Origin of the sequence: Paraburkholderia sp. SUR17, assembly GCF_029536165.1 — a bacterium.
Taxonomy (GTDB): Bacteria; Pseudomonadota; Gammaproteobacteria; order Burkholderiales; family Burkholderiaceae; genus Paraburkholderia; species Paraburkholderia kururiensis.
On record NZ_CP120508.1, the window covers coordinates 3636547 to 3657745 of the forward strand.

At 63.7% G+C, this 21199-nt stretch carries 17 protein-coding genes and 1 pseudogene; 8 read left to right on the forward strand and 10 right to left on the reverse strand.

The genetic code is table 11. The features are described 5' to 3' along the window. Nucleotides 1-246: 246 nt before the first annotated feature. The 5 genes from P2869_RS16285 to P2869_RS16305 all read left to right on the forward strand — a co-directional run bounded on the left by P2869_RS16285 (nucleotide 247) and on the right by P2869_RS16305 (nucleotide 7369). Nucleotides 247-3015 (forward strand): type VI secretion system tip protein VgrG, encoded by a 2769-nt coding sequence (locus P2869_RS16285; RefSeq protein ID WP_277596981.1) that lies wholly within the window; start codon nucleotides 247-249, stop codon nucleotides 3013-3015. A gap of 2 nt (nucleotides 3016-3017) precedes the next feature. After that, complete coding sequence (locus P2869_RS16290; protein ID WP_277596982.1) at nucleotides 3018-4598, forward strand: hypothetical protein; 1581 nt, start codon at nucleotides 3018-3020, stop codon at nucleotides 4596-4598. Next, nucleotides 4598-5707, forward strand: coding sequence for an Imm72 family immunity protein (locus P2869_RS16295; protein WP_277598160.1), 1110 nt, complete (start codon nucleotides 4598-4600; stop codon nucleotides 5705-5707). The genes P2869_RS16290 and P2869_RS16295 overlap by 1 nt, the downstream gene beginning before the upstream one ends. Before the next feature lie 127 nt (nucleotides 5708-5834). Beyond that, nucleotides 5835-6803: an Imm72 family immunity protein gene (locus P2869_RS16300; RefSeq protein WP_277596983.1), complete on the forward strand. Its 969-nt coding sequence runs from the start codon at nucleotides 5835-5837 to the stop codon at nucleotides 6801-6803. Nucleotides 6804-7084: 281 nt separating this feature from the next. Then, the gene (locus P2869_RS16305; RefSeq protein WP_042302005.1) at nucleotides 7085-7369 is read left to right on the forward strand and encodes a PAAR domain-containing protein; all 285 of its coding nucleotides are present in this window, start codon (nucleotides 7085-7087) and stop codon (nucleotides 7367-7369) included. A 50-nt stretch (nucleotides 7370-7419) separates the two neighbouring features. Here the strand turns inward: P2869_RS16305 and glmS are convergent, their stop codons facing one another. From glmS to P2869_RS16330, 5 genes are all read right to left on the reverse strand, one after another. Next, nucleotides 7420-9237 carry a glutamine--fructose-6-phosphate transaminase (isomerizing) gene (gene glmS, locus P2869_RS16310; RefSeq protein ID WP_017772073.1) on the reverse strand — a complete coding sequence of 606 codons (1818 nt, stop codon included), beginning with the start codon at nucleotides 9235-9237 and terminating at the stop codon, nucleotides 7420-7422. A 96-nt stretch (nucleotides 9238-9333) separates the two neighbouring features. Then, the gene (gene glmU / locus P2869_RS16315) at nucleotides 9334-10695 is read right to left on the reverse strand and encodes a bifunctional UDP-N-acetylglucosamine diphosphorylase/glucosamine-1-phosphate N-acetyltransferase GlmU (protein ID WP_277596984.1); all 1362 of its coding nucleotides are present in this window, start codon (nucleotides 10693-10695) and stop codon (nucleotides 9334-9336) included. Nucleotides 10696-10863: 168 nt separating this feature from the next. Continuing rightward, nucleotides 10864-11922 carry a tRNA 2-thiocytidine(32) synthetase TtcA gene (gene ttcA, locus P2869_RS16320; RefSeq protein ID WP_017772075.1) on the reverse strand — a complete coding sequence of 353 codons (1059 nt, stop codon included), beginning with the start codon at nucleotides 11920-11922 and terminating at the stop codon, nucleotides 10864-10866. Between the two features lie 3 nt (nucleotides 11923-11925). After that, the gene (locus tag P2869_RS16325) at nucleotides 11926-12327 is read right to left on the reverse strand and encodes a dihydroneopterin aldolase (protein WP_017772076.1); all 402 of its coding nucleotides are present in this window, start codon (nucleotides 12325-12327) and stop codon (nucleotides 11926-11928) included. A gap of 110 nt (nucleotides 12328-12437) precedes the next feature. Continuing rightward, nucleotides 12438-13295, reverse strand: coding sequence for an SDR family oxidoreductase (locus P2869_RS16330; RefSeq protein WP_277596985.1), 858 nt, complete (start codon nucleotides 13293-13295; stop codon nucleotides 12438-12440). Between P2869_RS16330 and P2869_RS16335 the strand changes: the two are divergent. After that, nucleotides 13291-14616 (forward strand): annotated as a pseudogene (locus P2869_RS16335) (SAM-dependent methyltransferase); the annotation flags it as partial. The gene P2869_RS16330 and the pseudogene P2869_RS16335 sit on opposite strands and share 5 nt — an antisense overlap. A gap of 30 nt (nucleotides 14617-14646) precedes the next feature. Then, nucleotides 14647-14841 (forward strand): DUF2905 domain-containing protein, encoded by a 195-nt coding sequence (locus tag P2869_RS16340; RefSeq protein ID WP_126878167.1) that lies wholly within the window; start codon nucleotides 14647-14649, stop codon nucleotides 14839-14841. 105 nt (nucleotides 14842-14946) lie between these two features. Here the strand turns inward: P2869_RS16340 and P2869_RS16345 are convergent, their stop codons facing one another. The 4 genes from P2869_RS16345 to P2869_RS16360 form a co-directional block, all read right to left on the reverse strand. Next, entirely contained in the window at nucleotides 14947-16200 is a 1254-nt protein-coding gene (locus P2869_RS16345; RefSeq protein WP_277596987.1) for a multifunctional CCA addition/repair protein, read from the reverse strand. Further along, nucleotides 16197-16838 (reverse strand): glutathione S-transferase family protein, encoded by a 642-nt coding sequence (locus P2869_RS16350; RefSeq protein ID WP_042302012.1) that lies wholly within the window; start codon nucleotides 16836-16838, stop codon nucleotides 16197-16199. The genes P2869_RS16345 and P2869_RS16350 overlap by 4 nt, the downstream gene beginning before the upstream one ends. 64 nt (nucleotides 16839-16902) lie before the next feature. Beyond that, nucleotides 16903-17859 (reverse strand): complex I NDUFA9 subunit family protein, encoded by a 957-nt coding sequence (locus tag P2869_RS16355; protein WP_277596988.1) that lies wholly within the window; start codon nucleotides 17857-17859, stop codon nucleotides 16903-16905. Between the two features lie 147 nt (nucleotides 17860-18006). Further along, nucleotides 18007-19974: a lytic transglycosylase domain-containing protein gene (locus P2869_RS16360; protein WP_277596989.1), complete on the reverse strand. Its 1968-nt coding sequence runs from the start codon at nucleotides 19972-19974 to the stop codon at nucleotides 18007-18009. Nucleotides 19975-19994: 20 nt separating this feature from the next. Here P2869_RS16360 and P2869_RS16365 point away from each other — a divergent pair, with 20 nt between their 5' ends. After that, on the forward strand, nucleotides 19995-20639 hold the full coding sequence (locus tag P2869_RS16365; RefSeq protein WP_277596990.1) for a 5-formyltetrahydrofolate cyclo-ligase: 645 nt from the start codon (nucleotides 19995-19997) through the stop codon (nucleotides 20637-20639). A gap of 46 nt (nucleotides 20640-20685) precedes the next feature. Here the strand turns inward: P2869_RS16365 and P2869_RS16370 are convergent, their stop codons facing one another. Further along, a complete protein-coding gene (locus tag P2869_RS16370) occupies nucleotides 20686-21198 on the reverse strand; it encodes a winged helix DNA-binding protein (RefSeq protein ID WP_017772085.1) in 513 nt (170 codons plus the stop codon). Between the last annotated feature and the right edge of the window lies 1 nt (nucleotide 21199).

Below are 21199 nucleotides of genomic sequence, written 5' to 3' on the forward strand. Positions count from 1 at the left end.
CGAGATGTTACGCACTAAACGAATGAAATTCGCAGGGATTGCAATGTTTAACAATCGTGGCGTCTTTGCCGCAATATCATGCGTTTGCGCGAGAGAAATCCAGCCTCCGTGCAACGTAATTATTTCCTGTCACATTGCGGTAAAGCGAAATAAATACCGAATGCATTTCCGCATTGTGTGACGCTTTCTTTCCCTTTACTATTCGCATCGCAAACCAGAAGTAAAAATCCAGGCGGGGCAGCGACTATGGGTGCACAAGACCTCATCTCAATAATCAATGCGGGCATTAGCCAGCAAGACCGGTTACTCAAACTCGATTCACCTCTCGGCTCCGACGTGCTATTGCCTCAGCGCGCCGTCGGGCAGTCACGAATCGGTCGCCATTTCGAGTTTGTGGTCGACGTTGTGTCGTTGAAAGATTCGGTCGAGCTGAAAAGCCTGATTGCGCAACCGGTCACGCTGTGGATTCAGCAATCCGACCGGTCGTATCTACCGCATCACGGTTATGTGCATACCGTGCGGCGACTCGGCTCGGACGGCAGGCTGACCAGCTATCAGCTCGCGTTCTCGTCCTGGCTGCATTTCCTGAAGTTCCGTAAGGACGCGCGCATTTTTCAGGAAATGACGGTCGAGTCCATTCTGGAAGCCGTATTCGACAACCATCCGCAGGCGCGTGGCGCCTACCGCTTTGCGTTGCGAAACCCCACACCGAACCGCTCGTTCTGCGTGCAATACGAGGACGACTGGAATTTTGCGCATCGGCTGATGGAATACGAAGGGCTGTTCGGCTTCTTCGAACAGGCGGCGGACGGCAAGTCGCACACGCTAGTGGTCACCGACGACCTTTATATGTGCAAGCCGGTGGAGCCGGAGCAGGTGCAGTTCTACCGCTCCGGCGTGAATAGCGAAACGGACGCGTTCGTGCAATGGTCGGGTACGCGGACGCTGCAGAGCGCAGCGTATGCGACGGCCACGTTTGATTACAAGTCGCCCGCCGAAGACAAGTCAAAAACGTTTCCGACCGTCGGCAATCAAGGTGCTCTCCCCGAGCAAGCTGAAGTCTACGAATACACAGGCTCATACACTTATCTGGACAGCGGCCGCGGCGATCACTTGACGAAGCTGAGGCTCGAAGAATGGGAATCGCGCGCCAAGCGCTTTCATGGCGTGGGCAGCGTACGGCGCATCGATGCGGGCAAGTTGTTCCAGCTCCAAGGCCACCCTGAGCATGAGCGGGACAAGGCACAGGACCGGGAATTCGTCGCCATCGCGGTCCATTGGCATGTAGCGAACAACGTACCGATAGGGAACAGCTGCCCCTTCCCGCACAGTCTCGAGCCTGTTCTGGCCAACGTACGCGCCGCGCACCAGGAAACCGCCTCGACCTACCAGCTCACCGACGGTGGAGGCAATAGCGGGTTCTTCCTCGCAGAGATCGAGGCGCAACGCAGGTCCGTACCGTTCCGCAGTCCGTTCGAGCACAGGAAGCCGGTCATGCGTTTGCAGACCGCGACTGTCGTGGGCCCTGCCGGCGAAGAGGTGTACACGGACAGCCTGAATCGCATCAAGGTGCGACTGCACTGGGACCGCATCAATACCGGCGACGAAAAGGCGTCGTGCTGGGTGCGTGTGGCGCACTCGGACACGGGTAGCCGCTATGGCGGCGTCCATGTGCCGCGGATAGGTGAAGAGGTCATCATCAACTGGATGGATGGCGACTGCGACCGCCCCGTCGTGACCGGACGACTGTACAACGCAGACAAGGCGCCCCACTGGCATACCAACGGTCTCCTCTCCGGCTATAAATCGAAGGAGTACGGGGGTAGCGGATACAACCAGTTGGTGCTTGACGACTCCACCGGCCAAAACCGCGTGCAGTTCTACACCACGAGTACGAACGCTCACCTGCACCTGGGTTATCTCGTGGACCAAAGCGGCAATGACCGAGGCTCGTACCTGGGTAGCGGATTCGACCTCAAGTCAGATGCGTACGGTGCGATTCGGGCCGCGCGCGGCCTGTACGTTTCGACTCATCCGGTGTCCGGAACGTCGAGCCAGCCTCTCGATGCAAGCGCCGCGCGAGAGCAACTGACCAACTCCGCAGACGCCATGGGCGCCATGTCGGATGCGAGCACAACGCATCAAGCTGAAAGCCTCAAGGACGGGCAAGACGCACTTAAGGCACTCGCCGATGCAACGAAGGACAGCGTGCAGGGTTGCGCTTCGAGCGGCAAAACGGCGGGCGGCGGAATGGGAAATGCGAACGCCTTCAAAGACCCGGTCATGGTGCTGGCCAGCCCGTCGGGCATCGCTCTGTCCACGCCGAACTCCACACACATTGCCGCCGACCAGCACCTCAACGTTTTCAGCGGACAAAGCACGCACCTCGCCACAGGCAAGTCATTGGTGGCGAGCGTGGCACAGCGCATCAGCTTCTTCGTGCAAAACGCCGGCATGAAACTCTTTGCGGCGAAGGGCAAAGTAGAAGTGCAGGCGCACTCGGACAACATCGAGTTCACCGCACAAAAGACGGTCAAGGTCCTGTCGACCACGGAGAAAATCGAGGTCGCTGCATCCACTGAAATTCTGCTCACGTCAGGCGGTGCCTACATACGCATCGCAAACGGTGACATCGAAATTCACGCCCCCGGCGCAGTCGACGTGAAGGGCTCGCAACATTCGTTCAACGGGCCGGCGCAGCAGGACTACCCGCTCCCTCCGTTGCCGACGTCGAAGTACGACGCCGCCATGCAGTACCTCTATCACGACAACGAGCCCGTGCAGGGCGCGAAGTACGTCGCCACACTGGCGGACGGCAGCACACGCGAAGGGGTGCTCGACGGCCAGGGACGAATGAACCTGAAAGACGTTCCGGTAGGTTCGGTTCAAGTTGCCCTTGGGCCGGACGGGCGACCCTACGCGCGCAAGGACGTGACGCGCAATGCCGATTACAAGGGCGAACAGCTCACCGAGGCCGACATCGATTCGCTCATCAGCAAGCACGGGGGAGCCTGAGGGTGGACTGGTCGATCGAGGATTTCAAGACCACCTCGCTGGAGGTGGGGCAATGGTGCTGGGGTACGCTGGAAGGTGCATTCAACGAGAAGCAGACCATCAGCCAGGTGATTGTCGATGCCGTCATCGGCATGATTCCACTCATCGGGGACGTGACAGCCGTGCGGGACTTGCTGGCGGTAGGTATCGACATGAGCAAGGACCCGACGAAGCGGCAACAGGTCATGCAGTGGGTGTTACTTGTCGTGCTGGTATTCGCGCTGATTCCCGTGGTGGGAGGCGTCATCAAAGGCGTCGGCCGGCTCGCGTTGAGGGTGGCAGGAGATGCAGCGAGGGACGCGGAACTGCTCGACGAAGTCATTCGGTTTCTCAACCGCATGGGTCATGGCGATGCTCCCCAGTGGTTGAAGGCGTTGGACATCAGCACGTACCAGTCGCAGGTTCTGTCGAAGTTCAAGGACTTTTGTGCCACCGTCCGCCTTGCCATAGAGCGTTCACTGAAGTCGCGTGTTGGCAACCTGCTGCCGGAAATGTGGCGAGGCCGGATAGAACGCGTTCGCGACGGCTTTCGTGCTTTGCAGGACCTGGCGGACCAGATGATTCCGCAAGCCATCAAGGAACTGGACGCGAAGCTCAAGGCGCTCCAGAACATGGTGTACCGCGGAGAGATTCACGAGATTGCCACCGGCGGCATGCCAAAGGTGAAGCGCGAGGCTGAGGCGTATCTCGAGGAGCGCAAGCTGGCGCGGGAGATACGGCAGGGGCGCTACCCGTCAGCAACATGTGCAGCAGACGGCAGCGAGACAGCAACGCACGTCCGGGCAACATATCAGCCCAAGATCGATGAGGGATGGCCGAACCTTCTGGATAAGACGGGAACGATGCCTGTCTTTGGTAAACGCCCGGTATATCTCGACGTTGCGTCCTTCCATGGGAAGGTTGAGGCCATTGATGCAAAACAGCTTGCCGGCAAAAAACTGTACCGCGCATTCGGCAACCCCACACCTCTGGCGTCAAGCGAACGTGGGACCTATGCTGGCGGCCGCCGGATCTCGTACTGGGGCGTGGGCCTCCCTCCTAAGGACGCGAAGGAATGGCGAACGAAGTCGGCGGTCCTGGATAGCTGGAACGGAAATGGTTTCCTCGTGGTCGTGCATCTTCCAGACGACCTCGCAACACACATCCCGGAAGCCAAAGCATGGTATGGCAAGATTGCCGAGCAGTTCGGGACGAAAAGTCCAGTTCAATACCTTGAGGGAGGTGGCGACCAGGTGATTGCCGATCTTGGGGATTTGTCCGAGAAGATATCCGCGATCGGACAGGAAATTAAATCCGAAAACAAGGGTGTGACCGGTTACAAGGAGGTCCACCGAACAGAAATAATCGACGGAATTCGCGTTGACTTTTACAAGACAAATTGGGAAAACGTCGAAGGCGTTTACGGTTACAGCCGTTACGAAGACGACTTCGCTTATGCTACAAAGACACGGCGACTGGCCAATGAAGAGGTTCAAACAAAGGTGACGAACAGCAAAACGACAGCCGCGTTAAAAACTGAGGCCAATCTGGAGACACAACCGTGATCGTCAACGCGGCGAAGTACGACATGCATGACAACGCAATACGACGCAAGGTCTTCTGGTTACTCCGCAGACTGACCAGCTACGAGCTTTGGCGCAGGAAACGCGAGCGATTTGCTAATTTCACCGTGCAATATGAAGCGGCAGTGAAAACGCCGCCTCGCGAAGAAACAGACCGTGTTCCGGCAGATAACCTGCCGATCATTTATGAGATCCTGGGCTTGTACGACAAAGGGTTGAGGGAACTGGCACAAGGACATCGTCATGTATGGCGAAGCGGTGAGCCTTTTGACGCCGCGATCGATCGTTACAGTCACCTCTGCCAATACTTCTACACCGATCCGGAGTACTGGGAGAGGGGCGCGCAAATAAAAGCGTACCCGCCAAAAGTAAGCGCCCTGGCCCGGTTGATGCGCATGTCGGAGTTCCATGGAGACTACGCACCCTGCGAGGTCGTCGCCTCGAGCGGAGATGTGGCGAACCTTCAATCAGCCACATTTCTTCTCGCCCCAGAGAATTACAGGCATCGATTCTACGAACTCGAATATCCGGTGTTCCCGGAGTCGCTTCCCGAACCGCCAGATCCGCCTGACGTTGTCATCCGATCTGGCCAGAACGTTCCTTTCGATGGCATATGGGAGCCGGTTACGACGACCCAAACAAAGCTTCTGGGAATCGTCCCGGTAGGCGACAAGACATTCGAGAACAACGGCTGTTTCAACTATCTCGTCCAGGGAACAAGGGCACCGACCCTCGATGGCCCGTTCGACCCACAGACATTCAGTTCCTCGGCCACAAGCACGCATTGGCATCTGCTATGGGAAGACACGCGGTACAACGACGGCGTCATTCCAGACGAGTCAGAGTACTTTCTCGACCCGGAGACAGTCGAATCAACGACCTCGACCAATCTGCCCGCCGGTATGGAAATGCAAACCGGCGAGATATGTCCCATATCTGGCACCTGGGAGGCCATCGGACTTGGCGTAGCGCCGATCCAGGTTCTTAAGGGGCAGACAATGCCAGATGTCCTTCTCCCTTCTCCGGGTTCGGGAGAACGTCGTGTTCATTGGGCAAGATGGCGCTTGCTTGCAGCGGCTGTCGATATTTGACTGCACCGTGATGATGGGGGCGTGCCGTCTCGCACGCGCCAGCCTGCTAGCGATGAAATACCAAGGTGGCGAACAGCAAAACCGTTGCTGCGTCACGTACTCCAGCAAGCGGTCAGGAGTAGATTTGATGGACCACGCCGCAAAAGAATACGACATGCACGATCCCTCCACCCGGCGCCGCGTGTTTTGGCTATTGAAGCGCCTGACCAGCTTTTCGCTGTGGGCAAAGAAAAGAGATGCCTGGGAGGTGTTCGCCCGGGCATATGAAAATGCCGTCCGGACCTGGCCGAAGAATGCCGCGGAGCGCGTGGACGCCGATTTGCTACCTCGCATCTACGAAACGCTGAGCCTGTACACCAGAGGGGTGGAAGAACTGGGAAAGGGGCACCGATTTGTGTGGCGCACGGGCCAGGCTCTTGAAACTGCGCTCGACACAAGCGGAACCGTCCATAACTTTCTGTACACGCATCCCGACTACTGGGAGCGCGGCACCCAGACGGCGCCTTACCCGGATAACGTCGAAGCGCTCAACAGGCTGCTGCTTGCCAGCACATACGAGGGAGACTACGCCCCCATCGAGGTTCCCTTCGGGCCGCAGAAGTCAGCGAGGTATTCCAGCCCTGGTGCATTGCTCGACCCCGAACGATACACATACCGGTTCTATCAATTGGCCTATCCTGTCTTTCCCGCCGAGATTCCGGAAGTGCCCGGCGGTACGGACCTCATCATCAGTTCCGGGCAGCGCGTATCGGTGGATGGAATCTGGGAACCAGTCAGCATCGGGCGAGAAAAGGCGTTGGGCGTCCTGCCTTTAGGCATAAGAAGTGTCGAAAACAACGGATGCTTCAACTATCTGGTGAGCGATACGAAGGCCCCCAGCATCATGGGCCAATGGAGCGGAGTCAACTCTCGTACGACGCGCACAACCACCCGTTGGCGCCTGCTGTGGGAGGACACCCGCTACAAGGATGGTGTGATTCCTGACGAGACGGAATACTTCCTTGAACCCATGAACATCGACTCCGCGACTGCGACCCAATCAGTCAAGGGACTCGAGGCACGAACCGGTGACGTCTGCCCCGTATCGGGCACGTAGATGCCCACACCGCGTTTTCCATGAACGACACGGTGCTCGAAGTCTGCGATAGAGCCTATTCGCAACACGGGGCGCGGCCTCGATTCCCGCTATTCAGCACTACCTGCCCAAAGGGCCATCGCTGCGCGCGTCCCTTAGCGCGTGGTTTTTTGCATCGCCCAATTGACGAGCCGCGAACCAGTGTGGCCCGCCGAGATCGAAGCCGCCTGCGGCAACGCGCAGCCAACAGTCGCCACGGTGGGCTGACTTTCCGATATCAAACGCCTAAGCAGACGCCCCTCATGCCCCGAAAATTCATCCTGAAAGACGACGCAACGGACCACAACGGAATCGTGCTCGACGGCATCGCGGAATCATCGTTCGATGGTCGGCCGCTCGCGTATCTCGGCGCGCCTGTGCATTGCCGCACGTGCAACGCCGATGGAACCATCGTCAGCGATGGCTCGCCTCACACGATGTCGGTCAGCGGCAAAGTGGTCGCGCTGGAGGGCGACCTGTGCCAATGCAACTGCGAACCGCTGCCGCGTCTCGTTGCATCGCAGACCAGCGGAACGCTGTCGAGCTAACGATCGGCGACCGGCGCGAACATCTACGCAGTTCGCACCGCCCCCGTTACTCACTCAACAGTGACCGATTTCGCCAGGTTCCGCGGCTTATCCACATCCGTGCCGCGCGCACACGCCGTGTGATACGCCAGCAATTGCAGCGGCACAACGTGCAGAATCGGCGACAGCAGCCCGTAGTGTTCAGGCATGCGAATCACGTGGATGCCTTCGTCGTTCACGATGCGTGTGTCCGCATCCGCGAACACGTAGAGCTGGCCGCCGCGTGCGCGCACTTCCTGGATGTTCGACTTCAGCTTCTCCAGCAGCGCGTCGTTCGGTGCCACCGTCACCACGGGCATCGCCTCTGTCACGAGCGCAAGCGGTCCGTGCTTCAGTTCGCCTGCGGGGTACGCTTCCGCGTGGATGTACGAAATTTCCTTGAGCTTCAGCGCGCCTTCCAGCGCGATGGGGTAATGCAGCCCGCGACCCAGGAACAGCGCGTTCTCCTTGCGCGAGAACTCCTCCGACCACGCGATGATCTGCGGCTCCAGCGCCAGCACGCTATTGAGCGCGGCGGGCAGGTGGCGCAGCAGCTTCACGTAGTTCTGCTCGTCGGCTGCCGATACGTGACCGCGCAGCTTGCCGAGCGTCACCGCCAGAATGAAGAGCGCGACCAGTTGCGTGGTGAACGCCTTCGTCGATGCCACGCCAATCTCGCGGCCCGCGTGCGTCAGGAACGCGAGTTCGGTGAGCCGCACCATCGCGCTCGTCGCCACGTTGCAGATGGCGAGCGTATGCTCGTGGCCCAGCGACTGCGCGTGCTTGAGCGCGGCCAGCGTATCGGCGGTTTCGCCGGACTGCGAAATCACCACGACGAGCGAGCGCGGATTCGGCACGGATTCGCGGTAGCGGTACTCGCTCGCAATCTCTACCTGCGTCGGGATCTTCGCCACGGATTCGAGCCAGTACTTCGCCGTGAGCCCCGAGTAGTAGCTCGTGCCGCAAGCCAGGATCAACACGCTGTCGATACCCGCGAACGCCTTGCCGGCGGCGTCGCCGAACAACGCGGCGTCGAACGTTTCGCCGGCCGGAATGGTGTCGGCAATCGCGCGCGGCTGCTCGAAGATTTCCTTCTGCATGAAGTGCCGATACGGGCCCAGTTCGACCGCGCCGCCGTACGCCTGCACCTGGCGCACGTCGCGCTTCGCCTCGTTGCCGTCGCGGTCGGCAATGCGCACGCCTTCCAGCGTGATTTCGCACACGTCGCCTTCTTCGAGGAACATGAAACGGTCGGTGCTGCCGGCCAGCGCGAGCGCGTCGGAGGCAAGGAAGTTTTCGTGCTCGCCCACGCCCACCACGAGCGGCGAGCCTGCGCGCGCGCCCACCACCGTATGCGGCTGGGCCTTGTGCAGAACGGCAATCGCGTAGGCGCCGTGCAGTTGCTGCACGGCTTCGCGCACGGCGAGGAACAGGTCGCCGCGATAGAGGCTGTGAATCAGATGCGCGATGACTTCGGTGTCGGTCTGCGAGACGAACTCGTAACCCTTGCCGCGCAGCGTCTCGCGCAGCGACTCGTAGTTTTCGATGATGCCGTTGTGCACGAGCGCCAGTTCGTCGCGCGAGAAGATGGGATGCGCGTTGTCGGTAACGGGCGCGCCGTGCGTGGCCCAGCGCGTGTGCGCGATGCCCGTTACGCCATCGAGATGCGTCTCGCGCACCTGCTCGTCGAGGTCGGCCACACGCGCGACGCTACGCGCGCGGCGCGGTCCTTCGCTCGACACCACGGCGACGCCGCACGAATCGTAGCCGCGATATTCGAGGCGACGCAGTCCTTCAATCAGTACGGGGACGATGTTACGTTGCGCAACCGCGCCGACAATGCCGCACATGGATTTCGGTCCTTATTCCGGTCCTTGCAGGTTGAATTCGAAGACAGCCGCGCGGTGGTCATGCCCTCGCGTTGCGCCACCGCCTTCGCCGTAGCTTCAGTTTTTCTTCTTGACGGGACGCACGTAGCCGGACTTCGCCGTCTGCGTTTTGTCGTTCAGCACGAGGGCGCCGGCTTCGGCGTCCTTCCAGACGGTCGTGCCCGCCGCGATCGTCACGCCGCGGCCGATGCGCACCGGCGCCACGAGCTGCGTGTCCGAGCCCACGAACACATCGTCTTCGATAATCGTTCGGTGCTTGTTCGCGCCATCGTAATTGCACGTGATGGTGCCCGCGCCAATATTCACGCGCGCGCCGATGTCGGCGTCGCCGATATAGGTCAGGTGATTCGCCTTCGAGCCGTGGCCAATCGCGGCGTTCTTCACCTCGACGAAGTTGCCCACATGCGCCTCGTCAGCGAGCGCCGCGCCCGGACGCAGCCGCGCGTACGGACCCAGCACGACCTGCGCGCCCACCTGCGCGCCTTCGATATGCGTGAAGGCGTCCACACGCGTGCCGGCGCCAATCGTCGCGTTGCGGATCACGCAGTTCGGGCCGATGGCGACGTTATCCGCGAGCGTCACGCGTCCTTCGAACACGCAGTTCACGTCGATCGAGACGTCGCGCCCGCATTCCAGCGTGCCGCGCACGTCGATACGCGCGGGGTCCGCCAGCGTCACGCCTTCGGCGAGCAGCGTGTCGGCCACGTTGCCCTGGTGGATGCGCTCCAGTTCCGCAAGCTGCTGCTTGCTGTTCACACCGAGCGTTTCCCACTCTTCGTCGGGCTGCGTGGTAACGACTTCGAGCCCCGCTTCGATCGCAAGCTCGACCACGTCGGTGAGGTAGAACTCGCCCTGCACGTTATCGTTCTTGAGCGACGCGAGCCAGTCGGCGAGCGGCGCCGTCGGCGTCACGATGATGCCGGTATTGATTTCGCGAATGCGGCGTTGCTCTTCCGACGCGTCTTTCTGCTCCACGATGCGCAGCACCCCGCCATCGGCATCGCGCACGATGCGCCCGTACCCGGTGGGGTCGTCGAGCGTCACGGTCAGCACGCCGTAGCCGTTCTGGCCCGCGGCGTCGGTGAGGCGCCGCAGCGTGCTGGCCCGCGTGAGCGGCACGTCGCCGTAAAGCACCAGCGTGGGATGCGCGGGATCGAGCAGCGGCAGCGCCTGTTGCACGGCATGCCCGGTGCCCAGCTGCTGCTCCTGCACGGCGAACTGCACGTCCGGCGCGGCAACGGCGCTGCGAACGGCCTCGGCGCCATGGCCGATCACCACCACGAGCCGCGCGGGCTTGAGCGTGCGGGCAGTATCGATGACGTGTGAGAGAAGCGGCCGGCCGGCCAGAGGATGAAGCACCTTGGGCAGCGCGGACCGCATGCGCTTGCCGGTGCCTGCCGCCAAAATGACGATATTCATGGCGTCGGCGAGAAGACGGGATTGGAAGCCGGGCATTCTAGCATGGGCATATGTACCGATCGGCTGGGGCGGAAACGCTGAAACCACGGCTGGCGCGGGCGCCTCGGAACATGTCCCGTCGCGCGCAGCGGCGACGGCGGCCGTTCGTCGCCGCTGCGCCCTGCCCGCTCAAAGATCGTCGAACTGCACGATGGAAATGGGCTTCGTGGCTCCGTTCGCGAGCGTCTCATCGCCGCTCGTCGTGGAGCACGGATCGTCGTCGAACGCGATGTCGCCTTGCGGGTCGGCCTCGCCCGTGGCGCGCAATCCGGCGAACGGAAACAGCTTCGAGTCCATCAGGTGCGACGGCACCACGTTCGCGAGCGCGTTGAACATGTTGTCCACGCGGCCCGGGAAGCGCTTGTCCCACTCGCGGATCAACGCCTTCATCTCGGCGCGCTTCAGGTTCGGCTGGCTGCCGCAGAGGTTGCACGGAATGATCGGGAACTCGCGTAGCTCGGCGTACTTTTCGAGGTCCGTTTCCTTCACGTAGGCAAGCGGCCGGATCACGACGTTCTTGCCGTCGTCGGACTGCAGCTTGGGCGGCATGCCCTTCAGCTTGCCGCCGTAGAACAGGTTGAGCAGCAGCGTCTGCAGGATGTCGTCGCGGTGATGGCCCAGCGCAATCTTCGTCGCACCCAGTTCGCCCGCCACGCGGTACAGAATGCCGCGGCGCAGCCGCGAGCACAGCGAACACGTGGTCTTGCCCTCGGGCACGAGGCGCTTGACGATGCTGTAGGTGTCCTGGTTTTCGATATGAAACGGCACGCCGCGCTGCGTGAGGTACTCGGGCAGCACGTGCTCGGGGAAGCCCGGCTGCTTCTGGTCGAGATTCACGGCGACGATGTCGAAGTCGATGGGCGCGCGCTCGCGCAGGCGCAGCAGCACGTCGAGCAGCGCGTAGCTGTCTTTGCCGCCCGACAGGCAGACCATCACCTTGTCGCCGTCCTCGATCATGTTGTAGTCGCCAATGGCCTGGCCCACGAGGCGCGCCAGCCGCTTGAAGAGCTTGTTGTTCTCGTACGCCTCTTTCTGCTCGCGGCGCGTAAGGGCGCGGCGGCTGGCTTGCTGGCCAGTGGCCTCGTCGGCTTCCTGGCTGCGTTCCTGGCCAGCTTCCCGGCTCTGCAGCGCGACGGCATCGGCCGGCGTGGCGGCAGCTACACCGCCGGCAATCTCGGGAGCGTTCATGAATCAGTCCTCTTTGATGCGAAAGACTTCGACGCCCACGGCATCGCAGTCCGGATAAACGTCGGGCTTTTCGGTCGACACGCGGGCCGCCAACACGTGCGGATGCTCGAGCATGGCGCGCGCAAGGTCGTCGCACAGCGTCTCCTGCAAATGGATGTGCCCCTGCGAGACGCGCTTCGCGACTGTCGCGCGCATGAAGTCGTAATCCACCACTTCGCGCAGCTTGTCTTCCTTCGGCGTGGAAAGCGCGAACGGCACGAACAGGTCGATATTGATCACGACGCGCTGTTCGCCGCGTTTTTCGAAGTCGTGCACGCCGATGTTGATGTACACCTCGTAATTGCGCAGGAAAAGCCTGCGGCACGCGGCGAGTTTCGGATGCGCAAAGGCGGAGGCGGCTAGCATGGTCGTTCCAGTTCAGGCGGGCGTGGCGGAGGGCACATTGGCGTGCCGTTCCGTTTCGGCGTTTCGGCGGTTCAGTCTTCAGTTCAACTCGGTCCGGGCGCGGCGGTTCGTCAGGCGCCCGGCGTCAGAAACATCACATCGCGCGGCAGCGGCACCAGGTGCTGGCCGCCGTCCACGAGAAGCGTCGTGCCCGTTACGGCGCGCGCGTCGGCCAGATACAGCGCCGCCGCCACCAGATCTTCGGGACGCGAGGCATGGCCAAGCGGCGTCACGCGATGCGCGGCGGCAAACGCTTCCGGCGTCTGCCATGCCGAGGGCAAAGTGAGCCCCGGCGCGAGGCCCACCACACGCACCTTCGGCGCGAGAGCCTGCGCGAGCGCCACCGTGGCGTTTTCGAGTGCGGCCTTCGTCAGCGTGTACGAGAGGTAGTCCGGATTCATGTTGTACAGCTTCTGGTCCAGCACGTTGATCACCACGGTGCGCAAGGACTCGTCGGCAGCGGCAGCATCGGGCGTGGCCTCGTACAGCGTGCGCGCCAGCACGAGCGGCGCACCCAGGTTGATCGCCGTGTGTTTGAGCAACCCTTCGTAGCCGACGTTGCGTGCGGTGTCCTCGTCGAAGCGCGACGCGTTGTTCACCACGCAGACCGGCCGCCCCAGCGCCGCCGTGCAGGCGGGCACCAGTCCGGCGACCTGCGCCTCCACGGCGAGGTCAGCGTGCAGCACCGCCGCGCGGCGGCCCAGTTTGCGAATCTGCTCGACCACGTCCGCCGCCTCGTCGCGCGACGTGCCGTAGTGCACGCCCACGTCCCAGCCGCTTTCGGCAAAGCCGAGCGCCAGTGCTCGGCCCACGCGCTGCGCCGCGCCCGTCACGAGCACGACGCGCGCCGGCGCGCGGCCCGCCGTGGATGCACGGGACGACGCGTTTTCAACGCTGGCTGGGCCGAAAGTGCCGGAAGAAGCGCTCATTTACAATGCGGGAATGAATCCGAAAGCTCTCGAACCCGATAGTTTACCTGCTCCGGGCCCTGCCGCGCTGGCGCAGTCCGAAGCGCTGGCCGATCTCGTGCGCGGCGAAATCGCAGCGGCGGGCGGCTGGCTGCCGTTCAACCGCTACATGGAGCGTGCGCTGTACGCGCCGGGCCTCGGCTATTACAGCGGCGGCGCGGTCAAATTCGGATGGCGCGCCGAAGACGGGAGCGACTTCGTCACGGCGCCCGAGTTGTCCCCGCTTTTCGCGGCCACGCTCGCGCGGCCCATTGCCGAAGCGCTCGCGGCTAGCGGCACGCGGCACGTCATGGAGTTCGGCGCGGGCACGGGCAAGCTCGCGGCCGGGCTGCTGAACGCGCTGGCCACGCTGGACGCAGCGTTCGAGACCTATTCCATCGTCGAACTCTCCGGCGAGTTGCGCCAGCGCCAGCGCGAAACGATCGAAGCGCAAGCGCCCGCGCTGGCGAACCGCGTGCGCTGGCTCGATGCGTTGCCCGAGCACTTCGAAGGCGTCGTAGTGGGCAACGAGGTGCTGGACGCGATGCCGGTGCGGCTCTTCGTGCGCGCTGACCATGGCGCTGACGCTGTCGCTCACGATTCGCGGGAGTCAGCGCCGGCGCTCATCGGCCACACGCTCAACGGCCACACGATCAACGGCCACACGCTCAATGGCCACCGCACGCAAGGCGCCGTCTGGTACGAACGCGGCGTCACGGTGGCCGCGGACGGCCGCTTCACCTTCGCCGACCGCCCGCTCGCCTCGCCGGCCGATGCGGCGCTGCTGGCCGGCATCGACGCAGACGGTGGCTACGTCGCCGAAACGCACGAAGCGGCTCTCGCCTTCACGCGCACGGTGTGCTCCATGCTCACGCGCGGCGCGGCGTTCTTCATCGACTACGGTTTTCCGCGCCACGAGTACTACCACGCGCAGCGCGCCCAAGGCACGCTGATGTGCCACTACCGGCACCGCGCGCACGGCGATCCGTTCCTCTACCCGGGTCTCACCGACATCACGGCGCACGTCGAATTCACGGGTATCGCGGAGGCCGGCGTGGAGGCCGGAGCCGATCTGCTCGGCTACACCTCGCAGGCGCGCTTCCTGATGAACGCGGGTATCACCGATGCGCTCGCCGAAATCGATCCGCAGGACATCGAGCACTTCCTGCCCGCGGCCAACGCGGTCCAGAAGCTGCTCTCCGAAGCGGAGATGGGCGAGCTCTTCAAGGTGATCGCGTTTTCACGCGGCATCAGCGAGACCCTCACCGCTTTCTCGCGCGGCGACCGCTCGCACACGCTTTAAACCACCTTCAGGCCCGGAACCCGACACGACATGCTGCGCTGGCTGCTCACCACGTTCATCGCTGTGGCGATTCTCTCGGGGTCGCTGCCGTGGCTGCGCAAGATCGGCATTGGCCGGCTGCCTGGCGACTTCACGCTGCGGCTTTTCGGGCGCGAGTATTCGTTCCCGTTCATGTCGACGCTCGTGATCTCGATGGTGTTGTCGCTCATCGTGCGGATGCTTTGAGCGCGGTGGCTCGCTGCCGCGTTAGCGCGGCACGGCGGCGCGGCAACGGCGTTCGGCTCGGGATGTTCGACGCCCGGCGCAGCGACTCCGCCGCACCTGCATCGCCTACTCCGCCGCATCTTCCCCACCGCCAATCGCCCGCGCCACCGCCTTCACCCGCGCGCGGTGCACGGCGTCCTTGATCTGCTCCGGGCGCTCCGCGTGCTCCTTCGCAATCGCGCCGGCATCCACGGATCGCGCCGCCACCAGCGCCTCGCGTAACCGCTCCGCCTGCGGATACTCGCGCGACTCGAAGCCAAGGCGCCCACGTGCGTCGGCCTCGCAGGCCTGCAAAGCTTCAGCGAAGCGCGCCGGCTTGCGCAGCGCGTCGCAGCGCTCGAAGAGGCGCACCAGCGCCGCCGCGCCCATCTCCATCACGCGATGGATGTTGCCGTGTTCGCGCGCCACCAGAATGGCGAGGTCGCGGCAGTCGTTCGGCACGCGCAGGCGCTCGCAGAGCGGCTTCAACAGATCGACGCTGCGGCCCTCGTGGCCGATGTGACGCGGCAGCACGTCGTCGGGCGTGGTCGCCTTGCCGAGGTCGTGCGTGAGCGCCGCAAAGCGCGCGGGCAGCGCGTAACGCTGCTGCGCGGCGTGGTCGACCACCATCATCACGTGTACGCCGGTGTCGACCTCGGGATGGTAGTCGGCGCGCTGCGGCACGCCGAACAGCGCATCCACCTCGGGCAGCACGCGGGCGAGCGCCCCGCACTCGCGCAGCACCTCGAACATGCGCGAAGGCTTCTGTTCCATGAGCCCGCGCGACACCTCCTGCCATACGCGTTCGGGCACGAGCGCGTCCACTTCGCCCGCCTCCACCATCTTTTTCATGAGCGCCACCGTTTCGGGCGCCACGGTGAAGTCCGCGAAGCGCGCGGCAAAGCGCGCCACGCGCAGAATGCGCACCGGGTCTTCCAGGAACGCGTCGCTCACGTGCCGGAACACGCGCGCGCGCAGGTCGGCCTCGCCGTGAAACGGGTCGATCACCGGACCAGTCAGCTCGCCGTCGGGCCGCACCTCGCGGGCCATCGCATTGATGGTGAGGTCGCGACGCGCGAGGTCTTCTTCGAGTGTGACGTCGGCCGCGTAGTAGAACTGGAAGCCGTGATAACCGGCCGCGGTCTTGCGCTCGGTGCGCGCGAGCGCGTATTCCTCCTTCGTGTCGGGATGGAGGAACACCGGGAAGTCTTTGCCGACGGGACGAAACCCTTGCGCGATCATCTGCTCGGGCGTCGCCCCAACCACCACGTAATCGCGGTCCTGCACCGGCACGCCTAGCAGTTCGTCGCGAATGGCACCGCCTACTGCGTAGATATTCATACGTCGTAGCTGGCGATGCGATGGGTCTCGCGACGCGCGTCTTCCACCCACTGCGCCACCGCGGGATGCGCGTTGACGCGCGCCACGTAGCCTTGCGCCACGGCCGAAATCTCGGGCTGGTAGGTGTTGAAGCGCATGACCACGGGCGCATACATCGCGTCGGCAATGCCGAACTCGCCAAACAGGAACGGACCGCCGCTCGCTGCAAGACAGTCGCGCCAGAGGGTATCGACGCGCGCGACGTCTGCGAGCGCGCCCGGCGTCGCGCCGCGGCCGGGCCACGACGCACGAATGTTCATCGACATCTGCGAGCGCAGGTCGCCGAAGCTCGAATGCATTTCCGCGCTCACACAGCGAGCCCGCGCGCGAGCCGTGGCATCGCGCGGCCACATCGCGTGCTGCGGGAAGCGCTCGGCGAGCGTCTCGGCAATGGCGAGCGAGTCCCACACGGGCACGCCGTCGTCGCCGATCAGGCATGGCACCTTGCCCGACGCCGAGTACTGCAGGATCGAGGCTTTCGTGTCGGGCTGAAGCAGTTCGATCACGACCTCTTCGAACGGAATGCCGAAGTGCTTGAGCAGCACCCAAGGCCGCATGGACCACGACGAATAGTTCTTGTCACCGATAACGAGTTTCATGTTGTGTGATGGGGCAAGGAACGAATGAACCGGATGAACTGGACGACGCGGACGCCCCCCCCGCTCAGCGCCCGGCGCTGGCGCGAAACGTGTCGAAGCGCGAGCGCGCCGAGGCGCCGGTCAGATACAGCGGCGCGATGTTTTCGATGCTCGCCGGCTCGATGCCGAGTTCGGGCGCAAGCGGGCCGCTCATCACGCTGTCCACCTTCATGGAGTCCAGATTGTCGCGTGAAATAAGCGGCTCGCCAGGGCCGAACTCGAATGAGAGCGCCTGCAGGCGCGCGAGCGCATCCGGCAGACGCACGATGCGTGCGTGCCGGCCAATCACCTCGCCGCAATAGCGCACCAGTTGCTCGAGCGTATAGACCGTCGGCCCGCCCAGTTCGTAAGTACGCCCGACGGAGGCGTCCAGATCGAGCACGTTGACGATGGCCTTCGCCACGTCGCCCACGAAGACGGGTTGGAACTTCGCGTCGGGCATCGCGAGCGGAATGACGGGAAAGAGCTTCTGCAGGAACGCAAAGCGGTTCAGGAAGGTGTCCTCAGGACCGAACACGACCGACGGCCGGAAGATCGTGGTGGCCAGTTCCGCCGCCGAATGCACGGCGCGCTCGCCGTCGCCCTTCGAGCGCAGGTACATGCTCGGGCCGGCCGGATCGGCGCCTATCGCGCTCACGTGCACGAGCCGACGCACGCCCTTGCCCTCGCACGCCGCCACGATCTTCGTAGGCAACTCCACGTGCGCCTTTGCGAACTCGGGACCATAGGGCGTGCCGCGGCTGCCGTGCAGCGTGCCCACCAGATTGATGACCGCGTCGGCGTTCTCGACGAAGCTCGCGAGCTTCACCGGATCGAATACGTCGGTTTCGATCACGTCGATGGGCAGCAGGGTGAGATGACGCGCGTTGTAGCGGCGTCGGGTGGCGATGCGCACGTTCTTGCCGGCTTCCACGAGCGCATTGACGAGATGGCTGCCGATGAATCCGGAGCCGCCGATGACTGCGATGACCTGATGTCGCATGTTCGACTCCCTCGTTCGTGCGCGGGCGGCGGTCGCGGCGACTGCCTCCGCGCGGTGCAGGCGATGAACGCTGCTGGCGGACCGCCGCGCTTGGGGCCTGGTGTACGCCTCGTGTACGGGCCTTAAGCGCGGCGGCAATGCTGCCGCTTACGGAGCGATGTAGCTGAGCCGCTCTTTCAGCGATTGCGGGCGCCCTTCGAAGAGCGCCGCGTAGTAGACCGTGTTGGACAACACATTCTTGACGTAGTCGCGCGTTTCCGTGAACGGAATGGTCTCGGCGAAAATCGCGCCTTCCACACCGTGCGGCAGCGCCTGGCGCCACGCGCGCGGACGGCCCGGCCCGGCGTTGTAGCCGGCTGTGGCCAGCACGGCCAGACCATCGAACTGATTGTAGATCATCGAAAGGTAGTTCGTGCCGAGCAGGATGTTGGTGTTGATGTCGTTCATCTGCTCGCGCGAGAGCGGCCCCAGGCCGATCTTCTTCGCCACCAGTTGCGCCGTGCCCGGCATCAGTTGCATCAGGCCGCTCGCACCCACGTCGGAACGCGCGTTGAGAATGAAGCGCGACTCCTGGCGGATGAGCCCGTAGGCCCATTCGACGTCGAGCCCTGTGGACTGCGCGTCGCGCTCCACGACGTCGCGGAACGGCGCGAGGTAGCGCAGCGAAAAGTCGTGGTCAGCTTTCGTACGGTCTGCCGTGTTCACGGTGCGGTCGTAAAGCTCGATACCGCGTGCGTACTCGGCCACGGCAAGCAACTGGCGGTCCGTCATGCCCCGCAGCGGCCAGTTCCATTCGCGGTTGCCTTCCAGCCGCAGGTTCAGCGAGTAGAAGCGCCGCGCGAGCGCAAAGCCCGGCGTGTTGCCAGCCTTGTCGATCTCGGCGTCGGTGACTTGGGTCTTTGGCGGAATGGTGATCTTGCGACCCAGCTCTTCGGTTGCGAGCTGACCGTAGAAGTTGTAGCCCGGCGCGATCTGCTCGAACTCGGCATTGGCCTGCGCCGTGTCGCCGGCCTGCTTGAGCGCGCGCGCATGCCAGTACACCCAGGCGGGCTGCGCGCGCAGCGCGGCCGGCATCTGCTCGATCGACCAGCGCACCATGGTCCAGTCGCCGTTGAGCAGCGCCTCGCGCGTGCGCCATTCGTAGGCCGGGTTCGACAGCGGCGCGTTGGCCGACAGCCGGTACCAATCCACGGCAGCGGGCATCTGCTTGAGCGCGCCCTGATAGCCGATGGTGCCCCAGCCGATGGCGCGTTCCGGCGAACTCAGCTGCGGCGCCACGGCCGCGTAGGTGGCGGCCGCCATCGCGGGGTCGTTGCGCGCCATCGTCGTGACGGCGAGCAGCGCAAGCTGGTGCGAGGTGTTGTCGGGGCCCACGCCGCGCGCGAGCAGCAGCGGCGGCGTACTCACGGCGCGGCTGAATGTGGCGGCGTCGGGCGCCTGCGAGCCCAGCGCATCGAGAAGGCGCGTACCCACGGTCTGCTGATTCTGCTCGTAGGCAAGGCGGATCTGCTGCCAGACGTCGTTCGTGCTGAACTGGCCTTTCGCGGCGAGCGCCGTGACGAGATCGACGCAGCCGTCGCCGTACCAGCGCGGCTCCACGAGCAATGCGCGCGCCGCGTCGGCCACGTTCTCGCCGCGCGATGCGCGCGATTCGAGCGCATAGCACTTCACCTGCGTGTCGTCGTTGAGAACGAAGCGTGCGTACTGGTCGTCGAAATTGCGCCAGTCGTGACGCGCGCCGAGCACGGCGAGGTAGTCGTTGCGCAGCCGGTCCGCGATGGCCTGCCCGTCGTACTTCTGGAGGAACGCGAGCACTGGCTGGTCGGGCGCATCAACGCGCGCATGGCCTTGCGAGTCGAACAGTTGCGGCTTGAGCTGGAAATACTCGAGGTACGACGGCGCCGGATAGTCGGGAATCATCGACGCGAGCTGCGCCGCGCGAGCTGCGTCGTTGTTGCGCGCCGCTTCGCGCAACTGCACGAAAATCTGGTCGTCGTTATTGAGCTGGGAAACCGGAACAGGACGCACGGCCGACGCCGTGCTGCATGCGACGAGTGCCGCAGCGGCAAGCATGAGACCGGCCGCGCGATATACTCGAAGAAGGCGTGTTGACATCGTTGTTTCTGGAGCGCGAAGTGAACCCAAGCATAGCACGCAACCCCAGCGCGGAATCGAAAAACGACCTGCGTGCAAGGCTGCTGGAAGCGCGTCTTTTGGCCGCTCGCGAACCCGCGCGAGAGAAGGCGTTGAAGCGTCGCCTGTTCGAGATGCTGGAGCGCTACGAGCCCGCTTGCGTGGGCTTCTACTGGCCCGTGCGAGGCGAAGTCGACGCGCGCGATGTCATCGCCACCTGGCTCGCAGTCAAGAGCCATCGCACGGCGGCGTTGCCGGTGATCCGCCATCGCCATGCGCCGCTCGAATTCCACGCGTGGGCACCCGATACGCCGATGCGCGAAGGCCACCACAAGATTCCCGAGCCCGCGTCGAACCGCGTGGTGATTCCCGACCTGCTTCTCGTGCCGTGCGTCGGCTTCGACGACGACGGCTATCGCCTCGGGTACGGCGGCGGCTACTACGACCGCACGCTCGCGGCATGGCCCGGCGAGTCGCGGCCCGTGACGGTGGGCATCGCGTATGAAAGCTGCCGCACGTCCGCCTTCGTGCGCGAGGCGCACGACATTCCGCTCGACACTATCGTTACTGACGCGGCGTGCTATCCGGCCACGGCCACCGCCACGACCGACACCGCTGCAGCAACCGGCCACAAGGCCAGCCGGTAACAATCATCGAGGCCAACACGCCTCACCACTTCATCGAAACCCTTCCTCAAAGCGACGCCGCGGCCCGCGCCGCCGTGTCGTAGAGCCCCGAGACGTTGCGCATCAGCTGTGCCGCGTCGCCGATCTGCTCGTTCGTGAGCCCGCTTTCCTTGAGCGTGGCGATGAGGCAGCTCTCGCGTACCTCGCGATACTTGAGGCACAGCTCGCGTCCTTCCGGCGTTGCCGAAAAGAACACCTCCTTGCCCGACTTCTCGCTTGCCACGTAGCCGCGCGCCATCAGCTTCTTGAGCGCGTAGGTGGCTACGTGCGTGTCCTCGATGTTGAGCACGAAGCAGATGTCGGCGAGCTTCTTGCGGCGCTCGCGATGGCTCACGTGATGCAGCAGCGACACCTCGATCGCGGTCATGTCCTTCACGCCCGCCGCCGACATGCAGCGCACCATCCACCGATTGAAAGCGTTGCCTGCCATGATCAGCGCGTACTCGAACTCCGAGAGTTCAGCGCTTGCTTCAGAAACGAGGTGCTCGGAGGAAACGATTTTCGTGGGATTGCGCGACATG

Excerpts from the sequence above, each read along its gene's own strand:
- P2869_RS16370 (WP_017772085.1), bottom strand. The coding sequence starts at position 21,198 with ATGTCGCGCAATCCCACGAAAATCGTTTCCTCCGAGCACCTCGTTTCT.
- glmS (WP_017772073.1), bottom strand. The coding sequence starts at position 9,237 with ATGTGCGGCATTGTCGGCGCGGTTGCGCAACGTAACATCGTCCCCGTA.
- P2869_RS16355 (WP_277596988.1), bottom strand. The coding sequence starts at position 17,859 with ATGCGACATCAGGTCATCGCAGTCATCGGCGGCTCCGGATTCATCGGC.
- P2869_RS16300 (WP_277596983.1), top strand. The coding sequence starts at position 5,835 with ATGGACCACGCCGCAAAAGAATACGACATGCACGATCCCTCCACCCGG.
- glmU (WP_277596984.1), bottom strand. The coding sequence starts at position 10,695 with ATGAATATCGTCATTTTGGCGGCAGGCACCGGCAAGCGCATGCGGTCC.
- P2869_RS16285 (WP_277596981.1), top strand. The coding sequence starts at position 247 with ATGGGTGCACAAGACCTCATCTCAATAATCAATGCGGGCATTAGCCAG.
- P2869_RS16325 (WP_017772076.1), bottom strand. The coding sequence starts at position 12,327 with ATGCTAGCCGCCTCCGCCTTTGCGCATCCGAAACTCGCCGCGTGCCGC.
- P2869_RS16360 (WP_277596989.1), bottom strand. The coding sequence starts at position 19,974 with ATGTCAACACGCCTTCTTCGAGTATATCGCGCGGCCGGTCTCATGCTT.
- ttcA (WP_017772075.1), bottom strand. The coding sequence starts at position 11,922 with ATGAACGCTCCCGAGATTGCCGGCGGTGTAGCTGCCGCCACGCCGGCC.
- P2869_RS16350 (WP_042302012.1), bottom strand. The coding sequence starts at position 16,838 with ATGAAACTCGTTATCGGTGACAAGAACTATTCGTCGTGGTCCATGCGG.
- P2869_RS16330 (WP_277596985.1), bottom strand. The coding sequence starts at position 13,295 with ATGAGCGCTTCTTCCGGCACTTTCGGCCCAGCCAGCGTTGAAAACGCG.
- P2869_RS16345 (WP_277596987.1), bottom strand. The coding sequence starts at position 16,200 with ATGAATATCTACGCAGTAGGCGGTGCCATTCGCGACGAACTGCTAGGC.
- P2869_RS16305 (WP_042302005.1), top strand. The coding sequence starts at position 7,085 with ATGCCCCGAAAATTCATCCTGAAAGACGACGCAACGGACCACAACGGA.
- P2869_RS16340 (WP_126878167.1), top strand. The coding sequence starts at position 14,647 with ATGCTGCGCTGGCTGCTCACCACGTTCATCGCTGTGGCGATTCTCTCG.